This window comes from Streptomyces sp. NPDC042638 (assembly GCF_040647235.1).
Lineage (GTDB): Bacteria > Actinomycetota > Actinomycetes > Streptomycetales > Streptomycetaceae > Streptomyces > Streptomyces rameus.
Window position 1 is genome coordinate 154,813 of record NZ_JBEZBT010000010.1, and the last position, 19,895, is coordinate 174,707.

A 19,895-nucleotide genomic window follows, 5' to 3' on the forward strand; every position below is an offset into this window, starting at 1 on the left:
AAGGCGTGTGCGTGCGCTGTTCAGCCGTTGTCACTGCGCGCGATCAGGCCGGTGACCTGTTCGTCGTCCACGGTCAGCGGTCTGCTCTCCAGCAGCTCGGCCAGCTTCGCGACCGTCGACGCCTGGAAGAGGTCGCCGGCCGTGACACGTACCGGCAGCTCCGCCTCGATGCGTACGGCGAGCTGGGACAGGAGGAGGGACTGCGCGCCCGAGGCGAAGAAGTCGTCGTGGATCCCGACCTCGGCCTGGCCGAGCAACTCGGCCCAGATACGGGCGATCAGCGACTCCAGGGGTGTGCGCGGAGGAACGGCGGCCTGCGCGCCGGGTGCCGTCGCGCCGCCGGGCCGCCAGCCGCCGGTCCGCGACAGGGTTCCGGACAGGTACGCCTCCCGTGTGGCGCGCCGCTGGATCTTGCCGCTGGAGGTCTTGGGGATACTGCGGGGCGGTATGAGCACGAGTTCGTGGAGGTCGGCATCGCAGTCCTCGCGCACCGCCTGGCGGGTGGCGAGGGCGACGGCCTCGGTGTCCGCGCCGTCCGCGGCCTCGAACACCAGGACCAGCCGCTCCTCACCGTCCACGGGAACGGTGAAGGCCGCCCCGCATCCGGGCCGCAGGGCGGGGTGACTCCGCTCGGCGGCGCCCTCCACGTCGTGCGGATACACATTGCGGCCACGCAGGATGAGCAGGTCCTTCAGCCGGCCCGTGACCGCGAGCGCGCCCTTCTCGTCCAGCGCGCCCAGGTCGCCGGTGCGCAGATACGGCCCGCGCCCGTCCGGCAGGGTGGCGCCGAACAGCGCCGTGCTCTCGGCGGGGCGGCCCCAGTAGCCCTGGGAGACGCTGGGCCCCGACACCCAGACCTCTCCGACCTGCCCGGCCGCGGCCGGCGCGAGGGTGGCGGTGTCCACCACGACGACGGACTGGTCGCCGCGAGCCGTGCCGCAGGCGATCCTGGACACGCCCTCGACCGGGAAGCGGCGCACCCCCTCACCGAGCGGGTCGGCGGTCACCAGCAGGGTCGCCTCCGCCAGGCCGTAACTGGGGCGGAAGGCAGCGGGATCGAAGCCGACAGGGGTGAACCGCTCGGTGAACCGCTCGACCGTCTCCACGCGGACCGGTTCCGCACCGTTCACCGCCGCACACCAGGACGACAAATCGAGTGACGCCCGCTGCCGGTCGTCGATCTTTCGCAGACACAGTTCGTATCCGAAATTCGGAGACGGGCTGATCGTGCCCCGGTGCACGGAGATTGCTTTCAGCCAGCGGTACGGCTTCTGAAGGAAATGCAGCGGAGACATGAGAACGCCGGGAAAGCCGCCGTAAAGAGGCTCCAATATGGCGCCGATAAGGCCCATGTCGTGATACGGGGGAAGCCAGCTGACCATGACGTCGTGAGCGGTCCCGGCAAACGACCGGTAGATGGCCCGCAGATTGTGGACGAGGTTCGCGTGCGTCAGCATGACGCCGCGCGGAAGGCGGGTCGAGCCGGAGGTGTACTGGAGGAAGGCCAGATCGCCCGGCCTCGCGGTGACGGGGTCGGAGCCGGCGCCGGACGCGCTCGGCGCACCCGCCCGCGGAACCCCGGTCCCCGTCGCGTCGGTCGCGATCCACTCCAGTGGGGCGTCCAGCGCGGACCGGGTGAGCGGCAGCAGATCCTTCGTGGTCAGGGCGATGCTCGCCCCGGCGTCGGCGACGATGGCGTTCAGCCGGCCGAGGCCGCGCGCGTCCTGGGGCGGGTAGGCCGGTACGGCCACGACGCCCGCGAGCAGACATCCGAAGAACGCGGTGATGTAGTCGAGGCCCGGAGGGAAGAGGAGCAGCGCCCGCTCGCCCGGCTCGTGCGCCGTGCGCAGCGTGCCCGCCACCTCCGCGGCGGCGGTGTACAGGTGCCGATAGCTGATCTCGCGTACGTCGTCCTCGCCGTCGGCGAGGAAAACGTATGCGGTGCCGTGAGGATTCCCTACTGCTCTGTCCCGGAGTATATGAACAAGAGTAGGAGGCGTCGGCGACGGGATTGCGGGCATACTGACCGCCCCTCCGGACGTGATAAGACCGTTTCGTTCAGTTACCTGCTGGCCGCACGAGGGGTCACACTAAAACCCGGTTCAGGCCGCGTCAATCCGGTGGCCGAGGCCGTGCGGAGCGGTCGCCGAAATTCTGCCACCCGAGTCGGCGAATAGATCTTGCTTGAACGTTGCCCGAATGTTTCGCGGCCCGCCGCGGGCACCCGTACCGCATTGCGGAGGGACTGGTGGGCACGGGGGTGCGAAGTGCCGTTCCCGCAGGCAGGGCCGACAGCCTTGGCCAACGGTGCGGGCACCGGACCTGTCTCCTCGCCGCTCCGCACGCTCCCGACGGGCCCGTATACGGCCCGTTCCGCACGTCCCACCCGGGTCAGGGGCATGTCTGAAACATGACAGGAGACCCGAGGGGGCGAGGTGTGCCCGTGGCTCACGAGTCCCGGGACGCGCCGGTGTCTTCAGGCCGGCGGACGCCGGGGCGCCGTCTACAAGCCACCCCGCTCGCACACCCGGCGGGCGACCTCCCGCAGTTTGATGTTCCGCTCCTGCGAGTAGCGGCGCAGCACGTCGAACGCCTGGTCCTCGCTGAGGTGGTGGCCGCCCATGAGGATGCCCATGGCCTCGCCGATCGTGTGGCGGGTGGCGACGGCCTGCTGCATCTGGGCATGGGTGCGCGCGCTGGAGAACGCGACCGCGGCATGGGAGGCCAGCAGCCAGCCGGCCGTCTCACTGACGTCGGTGAACGCACCGGCTCTGCGTGAGTAGCAGTTCAGCGCGCCGAGGTCCTCGTCCTCGGTGTAGAGCAGAAACCCCATCATGCTGCCCAGCCCGAGAGCCCGGGCCTGGGCGGAGAAGGCGGCCCAGCGGGGCTGTTCGGCCGTGAAGTCGGCGATGCGGAAGACGTGCTCGCCCGCCCGGCCGCGAGCGGCGTCGAAGCAGGGGCCCTCGCGCAGGCGCTCCTGCAGCCGGTCACTGTCGACGACCACCTGGTCGGTCGGGGCCAGCGTCTCCACCTCCAGCCCGCGCAGGACCAGGATGCCGGCCGCGTCGCACCCCTCCACCAGCTCGGTCGCCGACGACGTGATGCTCCGCAGCGTATCCGCGATCGACTTCTGTGCCAGCAGCGACCGCGCCATGGAAGCCATCTGCTGCGCGAACCCACACCAGTCCATGAGGTGCTCCGTCTCGCCCGCCGCGCCTGCCTCCGGCCACACTCTCACGCACCGTGCACACCACGCCCGGCGCCACGACCGCCCAGCGGTGCCGAGCGGGCGGGCAGACGGCCGGACCGGTCTGCGCGGGCGCCGCCATCGCGCTCGTCGCGCTGCGCTGACCCCGGAGTACGACCGCCGCGGCAGCCGCCGCGAGGAGATCGTCGCCCGGGACCCCTTACCCGGCCGCAGGGGTCCCCTGGGGGCCGTAGGGGTGTCTTGCGTCATCGCCGCCTGCCTAGCCTCCGACAACGGAGGGGAAGCGGACCGGAAACCGTCCGGAGGCGATCCGCACGGCCCAGGCCCTCACTTCGATCTCGATCGGATGGCGCGCTGGTGAACAACGAAGAGCAACTGCTCGACTACCTCAAGCGGACCACCGCGGAACTGCGGGAGGCACGGCGGCGGCTGCGTGAGAACGAACAACGCGCACACGGCCCCGTCGCCGTGGTCGGCATCGGCTGCCGCTACCCGGGTGGCGTCACCACTCCCGAGGAACTGTGGGACCTGGTCGCGTCCGGCACCGACGCGGTGTCCGACTTCCCGGCCGACCGGGGATGGGACGTGGACGCCCTCTACGACCCCGACCCGGAGCGGCCCGGCAGGACCTACGCCCGCACCGGCGGATTCCTGCACGACGCCGCCGACTTCGACTACGACTTCTTCGGCATCAGCCCCCGCGAGGCCCTCGCCATGGACCCGCAGCAGCGACTGCTGCTGGAGACCGCCCACGAGGCCTTCGAGCGGGCCGGCATCGTCCCGGCCGCCCTGCGCGGCAGCCGCACCGGCGTGTTCGCCGGCGTGATGTACAACGACTACGCCAACCGGCTCACCTCCGTACCCGACGACCTCGACGGCTACCTCGCCAACGGCAGCGCCGCCAGCATCGCCTCCGGGCGCGTCGCCTACACCTTCGGCCTCGAAGGCCCGGTGGTCACCGTCGACACCGCCTGTTCCTCCTCCCTGGTCGCCCTGCACTGGGCGGTGCGGGCGCTGCAGTCGGGCGAGTGCTCGCTCGCCCTCGCCGGCGGCGTCACCGTGATGTCCACGCCGGAGACGTTCATCGACTTCAGCCGCCAGCGCGGACTCGCCCCGGACGGGCGCTGCAAGGCGTTCGCGGCGGCGGCCGACGGCACCGGCTGGGGCGAGGGCGCCGGCATGCTGCTGCTGGAACGGCTCGCCGACGCCCAGCGCAACGGCCACCCGGTGCTCGCGGTCGTCCGGGGCAGCGCCGTCAACTCCGACGGCGCCAGCAGCCGCCTGACCGCGCCCAACGGCCCCTCCCAGCAGCGCGTCATCCGGCAGGCGCTGGCCGGTGCCGGGCTCACCGCCGCCGACGTCGACGTGGTCGAGGCACACGGCACCGGAACCTCCCTCGGTGACCCCATCGAGGCCCAGGCCCTGCTCGCAACCTACGGCCAGGACCGCGCGCAGCCGCTGCTGCTGGGCTCGGTCAAGTCCAACCTCGGGCACACCCAGGCCGCCGCGGGCGTCGCCGGGGTCATCAAGATGGTGCTGGCCATGCGGCACGGTGAAGTGCCCCCGACGCTCCACGTCGACGCCCCCACCGACCAGGTGGACTGGAGCGCGGGAGCCGTCGAGCTGGCCCTTGAGCGGCGCCCGTGGCCCGGCACCGGAAGGCCCCGCCGCGCCGCCGTCTCCTCCTTCGGCATCAGCGGCACCAACGCCCACGTCATCCTCGAACAGCCGCCCGCCGAGCCGGTTCCGGCCGAGGACGGGGGCGGCCGGCGCGCGCGGGACGGCGCCTGGCTTCCCTGGATCGTCTCGGGCCGTACCCGCCAGGCCCTCACCGGACAGATCGCCCGTCTCCGCGGCCACCTCGACGCGCACCCCGGCACCCGCCCGGCCGACCTGGGTCTGTCACTGGCCACCACCCGCGCCCGCTTCGAGCACCGCGCCGTCGCGGTCGGCCGGGACACCGGCGAACTGCTCGCCGGGCTCGCCGCCGCGGCGCCGCTCACCCGGGCGGGCGGCAAGACGGCCTTCCTGTTCACCGGCCAGGGAGCGCAGCGGCCCGGCATGGGCCGGGCCCTGCACCGGGCCTTCCCGGTGTACGCCGAGGCGTTCGACGCGGTGTGCGCGCTCGCCGACCGGAGCCTGGAGAAGCCGCTCGCCGAGGTGATCGACACCGACGCCGCCCTGCTGACCCGTACCGACTACGCGCAGATCGCCCTCTTCGCCACCGAAGTGGCCCTGTACCGCATGCTGGAGTCCTGGGGGGTGACCCCCGACTACCTGGCCGGACACTCCGTCGGCGAACTGTCCGCCGCCCATGTCGCCGGGGTGCTGTCCCTGCCGGACGCCGTCCGGCTCGTACTCGCTCGCGGCACCCTGATGGCGGCCCTGCCCGCGGGCGGCGCCATGGCGGCGCTGCGCGCCACCGAGGAGGACGTGGCTCCCCACCTGGACGACCGGGTCGGCCTCGCCGCCGTCAACGGCCCCCGCTCCGTGGTGATCTCCGGTGCCGAGGACGCCGTGGACGCCCTCGCGGCCCGCTTCGGCAACGGCAAGCGGCTGAAGGTCTCGCACGCCTTCCACTCGCCCCTGATGGAGCCGATGCTGGCCGACTTCGCCGAGGCCGCGGCCCGCTGCTCCTTCGAGGCGGCGCGGATCCCGATCGTCTCCACGCTCACCGGTGCCCTCGCCGACCCCGGCCTGACGGCCACCGCCGGCTACTGGGTCGAGCACGTCCGCCGGCCCGTCCGCTTCGCTCCCGCCATGACCGCCCTGCACGAGCTGGGCGTCCGGGCGTTCCTCGAAGTCGGCCCGGACGCCGCCCTCACCGCCCTGGCCGTGGACTGCGTGCCCGAGGACAGCGTGACCGTCGCCGGACTGCGCCGCGACGGCGACGAGGAACGGGACCTGGTCACGGCCGTGGCCCGGCTGCACGCGGCCGGCACCGCCGTGGACTGGGCGGCGTTCTTCGCCCCGCACGCCGCCCGGCACACCGGCCTGCCCACCTACGCCTTCCAGCGCGAACGCCTCTGGCTCGAGGCCACCGCCGGCGGCAGCGGCGACGCCGACGGCCTCGGGCAGAACGCCACCGGCCATCCGTTGCTGACCGCCGCGACCGATCTGCCCGACAGCGGGGGAGCGGTGCTCACCGGCCGGCTCTCCCGCGCCTCTCATCCGTGGCTCGCCGACCACGCCGTGCACGGCACGGTGCTGCTGCCCGGTACCGCCTTCGTCGAGATGGCGCTCCAGGCGGCGGAGCGCACCGGCTGCGACACCGTCGAGGAACTCACCCTGCACGCCCCGCTGATCCTGCCCGAGCAGGGCGCGCTGGCCGTGCAGGTGGCCGTAGGCGGCGAACGCGACGGACGGCGCGAGCTGACCGTCTGGTCCCGCCGTGCCGGCGCCCCCGACGCCGCGTGGACACGCAACGCCGCCGGCGTCGTGTCCGGGACGGACGAGGGGAGCCCGGTCTCCTTGACCGACTGGCCGCCCCAGGACGCCGAACCCGTGGACCTGGACGGCCTCTACCCCGGCCTGGCCCGCACCGGCTACGGCTACGGCGAGGTCTTCCAGGGCCTGCGCGCCATGTGGCGCCGGGGTGAGGAGCTGTTCGCCGAGGCGGCCCTGCCCGAGAGCGCCCGCGCCACCGCCACCGCCTTCGGGGTGCACCCGGCGCTCCTGGACGCGGTCCTGCACGTCAACCTGCTGGATCTGCCCGGGGGCCAGGCGGTACTGCCGTTCGCCTGGGGCGGTGTCACCCTGCACGCGGCCGGCACCGACACCCTGCGCCTGCGTCTGTCCCCGTCCGGCGCCGACGCCGTCACCCTCGCCCTCGCCGACGCCACCGGCGCGCCCGTCGCGACCGTGCGCAGCCTCGTGGCCCGCCCCGTCTCCGCCGAGCAGCTCGCCGGGGACGGTGACGACCCGCTGTACCGGGTCGACCTCGTCCCGGCGCCCACCCCGGCGACCGCCGCGGACACCCCCGCCCTGGCGGTGTGCGGCCTGCCGGACACCGGCACGGCCGACACCGGCCGCGGTGATACCGGCACGGCCGACACCGGTACGGCCGACACCGGCCTCGACGCGCCCCACCACGCCGACCTGGCCGCCCTCGCCGCCGCCGGCCCGGTGCCCGGCCTGGTGGTGCTGGCCGTACCGGCCGCCCCCGACGTCGTGCCGGACCTGCCCGGCCTGGTCCGGGAGCGGGTGAACGCCGCACTGGACACACTGCGCGCCTGGCCGGCCGACGAGCGCTGTGCCGACCGCCGGCTCGCCGTACTGCTGCGCACCGGCGACCTCACCCACGCCCCCCTCTACGGACTCGTACGCGCGGCCCAGGCCGAGAACCCCGGCCGCTTCCTGCTGATCGACACTGACGCCAGTGCCGCACCGGGCCCCGCCCTCGCCGCCGCGCTCGCCTCCGGCGAACCGGAGGTCGCGGTCCGGGACGGCGAGGTGCGGGTGCCGCGGCTGGCCCGCGCCAAGCCCGGCGGCCCGGCCGCCTGGGACCCGGACGGCACCGTCCTCATCACCGGCGGCACCGGCGGCCTCGGTGCCCTGATCGCCCGTCACCTGGTCACCGAGCACGGCGTACGGCGCCTGCTGCTGGCCGGCCGGCGCGGCGCGGACGCCCCCGGAGCCGCCGAACTGCGCGACAGCCTCGCGGAGTCGGGCGCCGAGGTCACACTCGCCCGGTGCGACGCCGCCGACCGCGGCGAGCTGGCCGCGCTGCTCGCCGGGCACGACGTACGGGCCGTGGTGCACGCCGCCGGCGTCGTCGACAACGGTGTGCTGGCCACCCTCGGCCCGGACAAGGTCGACCGGGTGCTGCGGCCCAAGGTGGACGCCGCCTGGAACCTGCACGAACTGACCCGCGACAAGGACCTGTCGGCGTTCGTCCTGCTGTCCTCCACCGCGGGTTGGCTGGTCGGCGGGGGCCAGGCCAACTACGCCGCCGCCAACACCTTCCTCGACGGCCTCGCCGCCCACCGCCGCTCGCTCGGACTGCCCGCCGTCTCCCTCGCCTACGGCCTGTGGTCCGGCTCCGGCGGCATGAGCGCCGGCATCGGCGCCGCCGACCTGGAACGGCTGCGCCGGCTCGGACTGCCGCCGCTGACGCCCGCCCAGGGACTGCGCACCTTCGACGCCGGCCTCGGCGCCGAGGACGCCGTACTGGTGCCCGTCCGCCTGGACGCCGCCGCGGTGCGCGCCCGGCCCGACGGCGTACCCGCGCTCCTGCGCGGCCTGGTACGGCCCGCCCGGCGACGCGGTGCCGAGCCCGGCGCGGGCGCCCCCGCCGACTCCTGGCGGGCCCGGCTGGCGCCGCTGGCCGACGCCGAACGCGACCGCGCCCTGCTGGAGCTGGTCCGCACCCACGTCGCCGGTGTGCTCGGGCACCCCTCGTCCGAATCGGTGGACCCCGGCCGCGCCTTCCAGGAGATGGGCTTCGACTCGCTCGCCGCCGTCGAACTGCGCAACCTCCTCGCCGGCGCCACCGGCCTCACCCTCCCGGCCACGCTGGTCTTCGACCAGCCCACGCCCCTCACCCTCGCCGCACACCTCAAGACCGCGCTCGTGCCCGGACCGGCCGACCAGGCCCGGTCCGCGCTGGCCGAGCTGGACCGCCTCGAGGCGGCCCTGCACGCCCTGCCCGACCAGGACGGCAGCCACACCCGCGTCACCGCCCGACTCGAAGCGCTGCTGCGCAGCTGGCAGGACACCCACGGACGGCACACCGCGCCCGAGGGACCGGAGGACTTCCGGGACGCCAGCGACGACGAACTCTTCGCCAGGATCGACAACGAACTGGGAGCCCAGTGATGGAAGACTCGGCCACGGCCGGCAAGCTCCGCGACTACCTCAAGCGGGCCACGACCGAGCTGGAGCGCAGCCGCCGCCGCGTACGGGAGCTGGAGGAGCAGGACCGCGAGCCCGTCGCCATCATCGGCATGGGCTGCCGCTACCCCGGCGGGGTGCGCACCCCGGAGGACCTGTGGCGGATCGTCGACGAGGGCATCGACGTCGTCACCGAGTTCCCCACCGACCGCGGCTGGGACGTCGAGGCGATCTACGACCCCGAGCCCGGCGCCCCCGGCAAGTCCTACGTCCGCCACGGCGGCTTCCTGCACGACGCCGCCGAGTGCGACCCCGCGTTCTTCGGCATCAGCCCCAAGGACGCGCCCGGCACCGACCCGCAGCAGCGGCTGCTGCTGGAGGTCACCTGGGAGGCGTTCGAGCGCGCGGGCATCGACCCCACCACGGTCAAGGGTTCCCCGACCGGTGTCTTCGTCGGGCTGATGCACCACGACTACATCGGCGGCACCATCTCCGGCAGCATCGTCTCCGGCCGCATCGCCTACACCCTGGGCCTGGAGGGCCCCGCGGTCACCATGGACACCGCCTGCTCCTCCTCCCTGGTCGCGCTGCACTCGGCGATCCAGTCGCTGCGCAAGGGGGAGTGCTCCCTGGCCCTGGCGGGCGGCGCCGCCGTCATGGCCAGCCCCGAGATGTTCATCGAGTTCAGCGAGCGCCGCGCGCTGTCCCCCGACGGCCGCTGCCACTCCTTCTCCGACGACGCGGCGGGCGCCGCCTGGGCCGAGGGCGCCGGCATGCTGCTCGTGGAGCGGCTCTCCGACGCGCTGCGCAACGGCCACGAGGTGCTCGCCGTCGTCCGCGGCTCAGCCGTCAACCAGGACGGCGCCTCCAACGGCCTGACCGCGCCCAGCGGCCCCGCCCAGATCAGGGTCATCCAGCAGGCCCTCGCCGACGCCCGGCTCGCCCCGCACCACATCGACGCGGTCGAGGCGCACGGCACCGGCACCACCCTCGGCGACCCCATCGAGGCCCAGGCCGTCATCGCCGCCTACGGGCAGGACCGGCCCGGGAACCAGCCGCTCTGGCTCGGCTCCATCAAGTCCAACATGGGCCACCCGCAGGCCGCCGCCGGTGTCGGCGCCGTCATCAAGATGGTCATGGCGATGCGCCACGGCACCCTGCCGCGCACCCTGCACGTCGAGACGCCGAGCACCGCCGTCGACTGGAGCGCGGGCGACGTCCGGCTGCTCACCGAGGCCCAGCCCTGGGACACCCCCGACGGACGCCCCCGGCGCGCCGGTGTCTCCTCCTTCGGCATCTCCGGCACCAACGCCCACACCATCCTGGAGCAGGCTCCGCCCGTCGCGACCGACCCGGCCGCCCCGGAGCGCGCCGCGCTGCCCGTCGTACCGTGGGTGCTGTCCGGCAAGGGCTCCGACGCCGTCCAGCGGCAGGCGGAGCGGCTGCTCGCCGCCGCCGCCGACCTCGACCCGTACGACGTCGGGCACTCACTGGCCACCACGCGCACCGTGTTCCCCCACCGGGCCGCCGTCACCGGCCGCGACCGGGACGAGCTGCTGGCCGGTCTGCGCGCCGTCGCCGACGGCACCCATGCCGCGGTGGCGGCCCCCGAACCCGGCCGCCTCGGCATGCTGTTCTCCGGCCAGGGCTCCCAGCGGCCCGGCATGGGCCGCACCCTGCACGCCGCGTTCCCGGTGTTCGCCGCCGCCTTCGACGAGATCTGCGCCGCCTTCGACGCCCACCTGGACCGTCCGCTGCGCGAGGTGATGTTTGACGAGGACGCCGACCCCGCCACGTCGCCGCTGAACCAGACCATGTACACCCAGGCGGCCCTGTTCACCTTCGAGACCGCCCTGTACCGGCTGCTGGAGCACTGGGGTGTCCGCCCGGACCTGCTCGCCGGGCACTCCATCGGCGAGGTCGTCGCCGCGCACGTCGCCGGCGTCCTGGAGCTGGCGGACGCGGTCGCCCTGGTCGCCGCCCGCGGCCGGCTGATGCAGGAACTCCCGGCCGGCGGCGCGATGGTGTCCCTGCTGGCCACCGAGGCCGAGATCACGCCGCTGCTCACCGACGGCGTCGACATCGCCGCCGTCAACGGCCCGCGCGCGGTGGTCGTCTCCGGTGACGAGGACGCCGTGCTCGCGGTCGCCGCGCGGGTGGAGAAGTCCACCCGGCTGAAGGTGTCGCACGCCTTCCACTCCCGCCGCATGGACCCCATGCTCGACGCCTTCCGTGAGGTGCTGTCGGGACTCACCTTCCACGAGCCCGCCCTGCCGGTCGTCTCCAACGTCACCGGCCGCATGGCCGACGAGCTGACGTCCCCCGACTACTGGGTACGGCACGTCCGCGAGGCCGTCCGCTTCCACGACGGCGTCACCTCGCTGGCCGCCGAGGGCGCCACCCGCTTCCTGGAGGTCGGCCCCGACGCGGTGCTCACCAACATGGCGCAGGACGTCGTGCCCGACGTCATCGGCACCCAGCGGCGCGACCGCGCCGAGGACGCCGCCCTCGTCGACGCCGTCTGCCGCCTGCACCTGACCGGCACCGGCCCCGACTGGTCGGTGGTGTTCGCCGGGGGCCGCAAGGTCGACCTGCCCACCTACCCCTTCCGCCGCGACCGGCACTGGGAGGACGCCCCCATCCTCCAGGCCGAGCGCTCGGCGGCGGCCCGTGCGGGCGGTGACGCCGCCGACCCGTTCTGGGAACTGGTCCGGGACCAGGACGTGCCCGCGGTCGCCGCCACGCTCGGTGTCGCCGACGAGACGTCCGTCGCCGCCGTCGTACCGGCCCTCGCGGCCTGGCACGAGCAGCGGCAGGCCCACGCCACCGCCGACCGCTGGCGGCACCGCGTCGCCTGGGAACCCCTGGCACCCGCCGCCACCCCGGCACTCGGCGGCCACTGGCTGGCGGTCGTCCCCGCCGGCGACGACCCCTGGACGACCGCTGTCCTGGCCGGACTCACCGACCACGGTCTCACCGTCGACACCCTCACGGCCCCCGGCACGGCCGGCCGCACGGAACTCGCCGGGCTGCTCGCCGGCCGCGGTGCCGCCGACGGCGTCCTGTCCCTGCTGGCGCCCGGCACCGAACCGGCCGCCACCGCCGCCCTCGTACAGGCCCTCGGGGACGCCGGGATCACCGCCCCGCTGTGGTGCGTCACGCGCGACGCCGTCGCCCACGGGCCCGCCGCCGCGGTCACCGGCTTCGCCCAGGCCCCCGTGTGGGGCCTCGGCCGGGTCGCCGCCCTGGAACACCCCGACCGCTGGGGCGGACTGGTCGACCTGCCCGCCGAGACCGGCCCGCAGACCATCGCCCGGCTGGCCGCGCTCCTCGGCGACGCCGGTGGCGAGGACCAGGTCGTCATCCGCGAGTCCGGTGCCTACGGCCGCCGGCTGGAGCACGCCCCGGCCCGCGCCGGCGCCCCCTGGAAGCCGTCCGGCACGGTACTGGTCACCGGTGCCACCGGAGCCGTCGGCGCGGCCGTCGCCCGGTGGCTCGCCGCCGAGGGCGCCGACCACCTGCTGCTGACCTCGCGCCGCGGCACGGACGCGCCCGGCGCCGCCGACCTCGTCCGCGAACTCACCGACAGCGGTGCCGAAGTGACCCTCGCCGCGTGCGACGTCGCCGACCGGCAGGCGCTGGCCGCGCTGCTGGACTCCGTACCCGAGGAGCACCCCCTCACCGCCGTGCTGCACCTGGCCGGCGTACTCGACGACGGTGTCCTGGACTCGCTCACCCCCGAACGGTTCACCGGCGTCCTCGCCCCCAAGGCGGACGCCGCCCGCCACCTGCACGAGCTGACCGCGGACCGGGACCTGACGGCGTTCGTGCTCTTCTCCTCCCTGACCGCCACCGTGGGCGGCGCGGGACAGGCCAACTACGCCGCCGCCAACGCCTTCCTCGACGCCCTCGCGGAGCACCGGCGCGCGGCCGGGCTGCCCGCCACCTCGGTGGCCTGGGGCCCGTGGGGCGGCGAGGGCATGGCCGCCCACGGCACCGTCCGCTCGGCCGCCCGCGCGATGGGCATGTCCCTCCTCGCCCCCGACCGGGCGCTCACCGCGCTGCAGCGCGCCCTGGACGGCGGCGACACCACCGTCACCGTCGCCGACGTCGACTGGTCCGTGTTCGCGCCCGCGTTCACCTCGTCCCGGCCCAGCGCCCTGCTGTCCTCCCTGCCCGAGACGCGGCGCGGCACGGGCGGCCCCGCCGACGCGGGGGCGGCCGACGGCTTCGCCGAGAAGCTCGCAGGCCTCACCGGCGGCGAACGCGAGCGCGCCCTGCAGGAGCTGGTGTGCGGCCAGGCCGCCGCGGTCCTCGGCTACGCCGGCGCCGACGCGGTCGAGCCGACCACCGCCTTCCGCGACCTCGGCTTCGACTCCCTCACCTCCGTCGACCTGCGCAACCGGATCAGCAGCGCCGCCGGGGTGCCGCTGCCGGCCACCCTCATCTTCGACTACGCCACCCCCGCCGCCCTCGCCAAGCACCTGGGCACCGAACTCGCGGGCGCCGACACCTCCGTGGACTCGGTCGTCGCCGAACTCGACCGGGTCGCCACCCGGCTCGGCGGCCTCACCGCCGAGGACATCGAGCAGGGCCGCATCACCACCCGCCTCCAGTCGCTGCTCACCGAGCTGAACAAGACCCTCGGCCAGGATGCCGCCGCCGTCGCCGGACGGCTGGAGGAAGCCTCCGCCGACGACGTCTTCGCCTTCATCGACAACGAACTCGGCTCGGCGTGAGGCGACCCTCCCACGACACCCCGGCCCCACCGCAGCCCACCTCTTCGCACAGGAGTGGCGACACCCGATGACCAACGACGAAAAGCTGCTCTCCTACCTCAAGCGGGTCTCCACCGATCTGGCCCAGACCCGTCAGCGGCTGCGCGAGGTGGAGACCCAGGACCGGGAACCCATCGCCATCGTCGGGATGAGCTGCCGCTTCCCCGGCGGCGTCACCACCCCGGAGGAGTTCTGGCGGCTCGTCCACGACGGCACCGACGCCATCGGTGACTTCCCCGACGACCGGGGCTGGGACGTCGACGCGCTCTACGACCCCGACCCGGACGCCACCGGCAAGAGCTACGTCACACGCGGCGGATTCCTCACCGAGGCGGCCGGATTCGAGCCGGACTTCTTCGGCATCAGCCCCCGCGAGGCGGTCGCGATGGACCCCCAGCAGCGGCTGTTGCTGGAGGTGTCGTGGGAGGCCCTGGAACGGGCCCGGATCGCCCCCGACTCGGCGCACGGCACCCGCGTCGGCGTGTTCGCGGGCACCAACGGCCAGGACTACAAGGACCTGCTGGCGAAGATGCCGGAGGACAGCGAGGCGGCCCTCGGCACCGGCGTGCTGGCCGCCGTCATCTCCGGCCGTATCTCCTACGCCCTCGGCCTGGAGGGCCCGGCCGTCACCATCGACACCGCCTGCTCCTCGGCGCTCGTCGCGGTGCACCTCGCCGTACAGGCACTGCGCAACAGGGAGTGCACCCTCGCCCTGGCGGGCGGCGCGACCGTGATGTCCACCCCGGGCAACTTCATCGCCTTCTCCCGGCAGCGCGGCCTCGCCCTGGACGGCCGCTGCAAGTCCTTCGCGGACGGCGCCGACGGCACCGGCTGGAGCGAGGGCGCCGGCATGCTGGCGCTGGAGCGGCTCAGCGACGCCCGGCGCAACGGCCATGAGGTACTGGCCGTCGTCCGCGGCTCCGCCGTCAACCAGGACGGCGCCTCCAACGGGCTGACCGCGCCCAACGGGCCGTCCCAGCAGCGCGTCATCCGGGCCGCGCTGGCGGGCGCGCAGCTCGGACCGGCCGACGTGGACCTGCTGGAGGCGCACGGCACCGGCACCACGCTGGGCGACCCGATCGAGGCGCAGGCGCTGCTGGCCACCTACGGCCAGGACCGGCCCGCGGACGCCCCGCTGTGGCTCGGGTCGGTCAAGTCCAACATCGGGCACACCCAGGCCGCGGCCGGCGTCGCCGGCATCATCAAGGCGGTCATGGCGATACGGCACCGTGTGCTGCCCAAGTCGCTGCACGCCGGCGAACCGTCCACCAAGATCGACTGGGACCAGGGCCAGGTCCGGCTGCTGACGGAGAACCGGCCCTGGACCGACCCCGGCCGGCCGCGCCGGGCCGCCGTGTCCTCCTTCGGCGCCAGCGGCACCAACGCGCACACCATCCTGGAGGAGGCCCCCGCCGAGGAAGCGGCGGAGAGCGGACCGCGTACCGCGCCGCCGCTCGTGCCCTGGGTCGTCTCCGGCCGTACCGAGCGCGCGCTGCGCGAGCAGGCCGCCCGCCTGGTCGCCGCCGCCGGCGAACTGGACCCGGTGGACGTCGCGCACTCCCTGGCCGCCACCCGCACCGCACACCGGTACCGGGCCGTGGTCCTCGGCGCCGACCGCGACGCGCTGGTCACGGCCATGACCGCTGTCGCCGAGGGCGGCCCGGGCGCGGCCCACGGCCGGGTCCGCAAGGGACAGACCGCCTTCCTCTTCACCGGGCAGGGATCGCAGCGCGCCGGCATGGGCCGGGAGCTGTCCGCGCACTTCCCGGTCTTCGCCCGCGTCTTCGACGAGATCTGCGCCCTGTCCGGCGACGACGGCCTGCGCGACCTCGTCCTCGGCGACGACCCCGAGCCGCTGAACCGCACCGCCCGCACCCAGACCGCGCTGTTCGCCTTCGAGGTCGCCCTGTACCGGCTGCTGGAGTCCTGGGGCCTCACCCCCGACTACCTGGCCGGACACTCCATCGGCGAGATCGCCGCCGCCCATGTCGCGGGGGTGCTGGACCTGAGGGACGCCACCACGCTGGTGGCCGCGCGCGGCCGGCTCATGCAGGCGCTGCCCGAGGGCGGCGCCATGATCGCCGTACGCGCCGCCGAGGACGAGGTCCGCCCCCTGCTCACCGAGCGGGTCGGCATCGCCGCCGTCAACGGTCCCGCGTCCGTGGTGATCTCCGGCGACGCCGCCGAGGCCGAGGCGATCGCCGCCCGCTTCGACAGGAGCCGGCGGCTGAAGGTCTCGCACGCCTTCCACTCGCCGCTCATGGAGCCGATGCTGGCCGACTTCCGCTCGGTCGTGCAGTCCCTGACCTTCCACCGGGCCGGTGTCCCGGTGGTCTCGAACGTCACCGGCGCTCTCGCCACCCAGGACATCGCCACCCCCGAGTACTGGGTGCGGCACGTGCGCGAGGCGGTCCGCTTCCACGACGGGATACGCGCCCTCGCCGCCGCGGGCGTCACCCGCTTCCTCGAGATCGGCCCGGACGCCGTGCTGACCGCCATGGCCCGCGAGTGCCTGGCCGCCGACGGCACGGACACCGACGCGGTGCTGGCCGCCGCCGGCCGCCGGGCACGCGACGAGACCGAGACGCTGCTCACCGCCGCGGCCCAGGTGTACACCGGCGGGGCGGCCGTGGACTGGACCGCGCTGTTCACCGGCGCCCGCACGGTCGGCCTGCCCACCACCGCCTTCCAGCGCGAGCGGTTCTGGCCCGAGACGGCCGCGCCGGTCGGTGACGTCGGCTCCGCCGGCCTGGACTCCGCCGACCACCCGCTGCTCGGCGCGGCCACCATGCTCGCCGGCTCCGACGGCGCCGTGCTCACCGGCCGGCTGTCCGTACGCAGCCACCCCTGGCTCGCCGACCACGTCGTGGGCGGCTCGGTCGTCGTCCCCGGCACCGCCATGGTCGAGCTGGCCGTCCGCGCCGGCGACCAGGTCGGCTGCGGACGCCTGGAGGAACTCGCCCTCGAGGTACCGCTGGTGCTGCCCCCCGACGACGGCGTGCGCGTCCAGGTCGCCGTCGGCGCACCCGACGCGTCCGGCGCCCGCCAGATCCACGTGTACGCCCGCGCCGAGAGCCTGCCCGCCGACGAACCCTGGACCCTGCACGCCTCCGGCCTCCTCACCGCCGCCACCGACACCCCGGGCACCCGCCTGGACGTCTGGCCCCCCGAGGACGCCGAACCCCTCGACACCGGCGGCCTGTACGAGCGGCACGCCGCCGCAGGCCTCGCGTACGGGCCCGTCTTCCAGGCCCTGACCGCCGCCTGGCGGCGCGACGGCGAGGTGTTCGCCGAGGTACGGCTGCCCGAGCGGCCCGCCGCCGACGCGCCACGCTTCGGACTGCACCCCGCCGCCTTCGACGCGGCCCTGCACTCCCTGGCCCTGCTCGGCGACGGATCCGCCGACGACACCGCCCGGCTGCCCTTCATGTTCGCGGGCGTCACCCTGCACGCCGTCGGCGCCTCCGTGCTGCGCGCCCGGCTGGTGCCCACCGGACCGCACGCCTTCGCCGTCGACCTCGCCGACGCCACCGGCGCCCCGGTCGCCACGGTCACCTCCCTCGCCTCGCGCCCGCTCACCCACCTGCGCAGCGCCCGCGACACCGGCGCCGACGCCCTGTTCACCCTCGACTGGCAGCCGCTGACCCTGGACACCGACGCCCCCGACACCGGCCACCGGGTACTGCGCACCGCGCCGGGGACGGACGCGGCCGCCGTACGGGAGGCGCTGCACAGCGCGCTCGCGGCCCTCCAGGACGACGACCCCCGCCCGCTCGCCGTCGTCACCGAGGGCGCGGTGAGCGTCGCGGGCGAGGACGTGCCGGACCTGGCCGGGGCGGCCGTATGGGGCCTGGTGCGGTCCGCGCAGTCGGAGAACCCGGACCGGTTCGTGCTGCTCGACCTCGAACCGGGCGAGGACGCCGACGCCGTACTGCCCGCCGTCCTGGCCTCCGGCGAACCGCAGCTCGCGGTGCGCGCCGGCACCGCCCGCGCCCCCCGGCTGGTGCGCGCCGAAGTCCCCTCCGACGCACCGGAGTCCGCCCTCGATCCCGAGGGCACGGTGCTGCTCACCGGTGCCACCGGCGGCCTCGGACCGGTGCTCGCCCGGCACCTGGTCACCGCGTACGGCGTCCGTCGCCTCGCGCTCGTCAGCCGGTCGGGCGCCGCCGGCGAACTGATCGCCGAACTCGCCGGACTCGGCGCCACGGCGACCGCACACGCCTGCGACACGGCCGACCGGGACGGCCTCGCCGCCGTCCTGGCGGACATCCCGGCCGACCACCCGCTCACCGCGGTCGTCCACGCCGCCGGCGTCCTCGACGACGGCGTGGTCGCCTCCCTCACCCCCGAGCGGATCGACACCGTCCTCGCGCCGAAGGCACTCGGCGCCCTCCACCTGCACGAACTGGTGGGCGACCGCGCGGCGTTCATCCTGTTCTCGTCCGTCGCCGGCACCGTCGGCGCCCCGGGCCAGGGCAACTACGCCGCCGCCAACGCCCTCTTGGACGCCCTCGCCGCCCACCGCCACGCCCAGGGAGCACCCGCGCTGTCCCTGGCATGGGGACCGTGGGCCCCGTCCGGCGGCATGACCAGCTCCCTCGACGAGGCCGACCGCGCCCGCATGGCGCGCGGCGGCATGACCGCGCTGTCGGCCGAGGAGGGCACCGCCCTGTTCGACCGGGCGCTGCGCGCGGGCCGGCCCGCGCTGGCACCGGTGCGGCTCAGCCTGCCCGCGCTGCGTGCCCAGGGCAGCGGCCTCGCGCCCGTCTTCCGCGCCCTGGCCGGCCGCCCGGTGCGCCGCGAGGCCGCCGCGGAGGGCGCCGGCGCCGGCTTCGCCGAGCGCATGGCCGCCCTGGGGGAGGAGGAGCGCGCCGAGGCGTTGCTGCACACCGTCCGCGCCCACGTCGCCGGCGTGCTCGGGCACGCGAACCCCGGCAGCGTCGAGACCGACCGGGCGTTCAAGGACCTCGGCTTCGACTCGCTCGCCGCCATCGAACTGCGCAACTCCCTCTCCGCCGAGCTGGACCGGCGGCTGAGCGCCACCCTCGTCTTCGACCATCCCTCGCCCGAGGCCCTCGCCGCCCACCTCGGCACCCTGGTCGGCGGCGCCCGGACCGCGGCGCGCCGGAGCGGCCGCCGGGGCGGCACGGCGCGTGCGGACGAGCCGCTGGCGATCGTGGGACTGGCGTGCCGGTACCCCGGCGGCGTCCGCACCCCGGAGGACCTGTGGCGGCTGGTCGCCGACGGCACCGACGCCATCAGCCCGTTCCCCGCCAACCGGGGCTGGGACGTGGACCGCATCGTCGACCCGACCCGGCAGCGCCCCGACACCTCCTACGTCGGCGAGGGCGGGTTCCTGCACGACGCGGGCGAGTTCGACGCCGCGTTCTTCGGCATCAGCCCGAAGGAGGCCCTCGTCATGGACCCGCAGCAGCGGCTGCTGCTGGAGGCGTCCTGGGAGGCGCTGGAGAGCGCGGGCATCGACCCGCACACCCTCAAGGGCAGCCGCACCGGCGTGTTCGCCGGGGTCCAGTACCACGACTACTTCGGCAGCTTCGGCTCCGGCAGCATCATCTCCGGCCGGATCGCCTACACCCTGGGCCTGGAGGGCCCCTCGCTGTCCGTCGACACCGCCTGCTCCTCCTCGCTGGTGGCGCTGCACCTGGCCGCCCAGTCGCTCCGGCAGGGCGAGTCCGGCCTCGCGCTGGTCGGCGGTGTGGCGGTCATGGCCACCCCGGAGACCTTCATCGAGTTCAGCAGGCAGGGCGCGCTGGCCGCCGACGCCCGCACCCGCGCCTTCGCCGACGCGGCGGGCGGCACCGTGTGGGGCGAGGGCGTCGGTGTCCTCGTCGTGGAACGGCTCTCCGACGCCCGCCGCAACGGCCACGAGGTGCTGGCCGTCGTCCGCGGCACCGCCGTCAACCAGGACGGCGCCTCCAACGGCCTGACCGCACCCAACGGCCCCTCCCAGGAACGCGTCATCCTCGAAGCGCTGGAGAACGCCCGCCTCACCACCGCCGACGTGGACGTGGTGGAGGCGCACGGGACGGGGACGACGCTGGGTGACCCGATCGAGG

General features: G+C 75.0%; 5 protein-coding genes. 3 read left to right on the top strand and 2 right to left on the bottom strand.

Going from position 1 to position 19,895, the window contains the following annotated elements:
* Positions 1-20: 20 nt before the first annotated feature.
* On the bottom strand, positions 21-2,021 hold the full coding sequence (locus AB0B40_RS11845; protein WP_362263809.1) for an AMP-binding protein: 2,001 nt from the start codon (positions 2,019-2,021) through the stop codon (positions 21-23).
* 482 nt (positions 2,022-2,503) lie between these two features.
* On the bottom strand, positions 2,504-3,190 hold the full coding sequence (locus AB0B40_RS11850) for a GAF and ANTAR domain-containing protein (RefSeq protein WP_345048054.1): 687 nt from the start codon (positions 3,188-3,190) through the stop codon (positions 2,504-2,506).
* A 375-nt stretch (positions 3,191-3,565) separates the two neighbouring features.
* On the opposite strand from AB0B40_RS11850, the gene AB0B40_RS11855 reads away from it, so the two are divergent.
* From AB0B40_RS11855 to AB0B40_RS11865, 3 genes are all read left to right on the top strand, one after another.
* Positions 3,566-9,025 carry an SDR family NAD(P)-dependent oxidoreductase gene (locus AB0B40_RS11855; RefSeq protein ID WP_362263810.1) on the top strand — a complete coding sequence of 1,820 codons (5,460 nt, stop codon included), beginning with the start codon at positions 3,566-3,568 and terminating at the stop codon, positions 9,023-9,025.
* Positions 9,025-13,779 carry a type I polyketide synthase gene (locus tag AB0B40_RS11860; protein ID WP_362263811.1) on the top strand — a complete coding sequence of 1,585 codons (4,755 nt, stop codon included), beginning with the start codon at positions 9,025-9,027 and terminating at the stop codon, positions 13,777-13,779. Before AB0B40_RS11855 ends, AB0B40_RS11860 begins: the two co-directional genes overlap by 1 nt.
* Positions 13,780-13,846: 67 nt before the next feature.
* The coding region (locus AB0B40_RS11865) for a type I polyketide synthase (RefSeq protein WP_362263812.1) at positions 13,847-19,895 on the top strand (6,049 nt) is incomplete at its 3' end.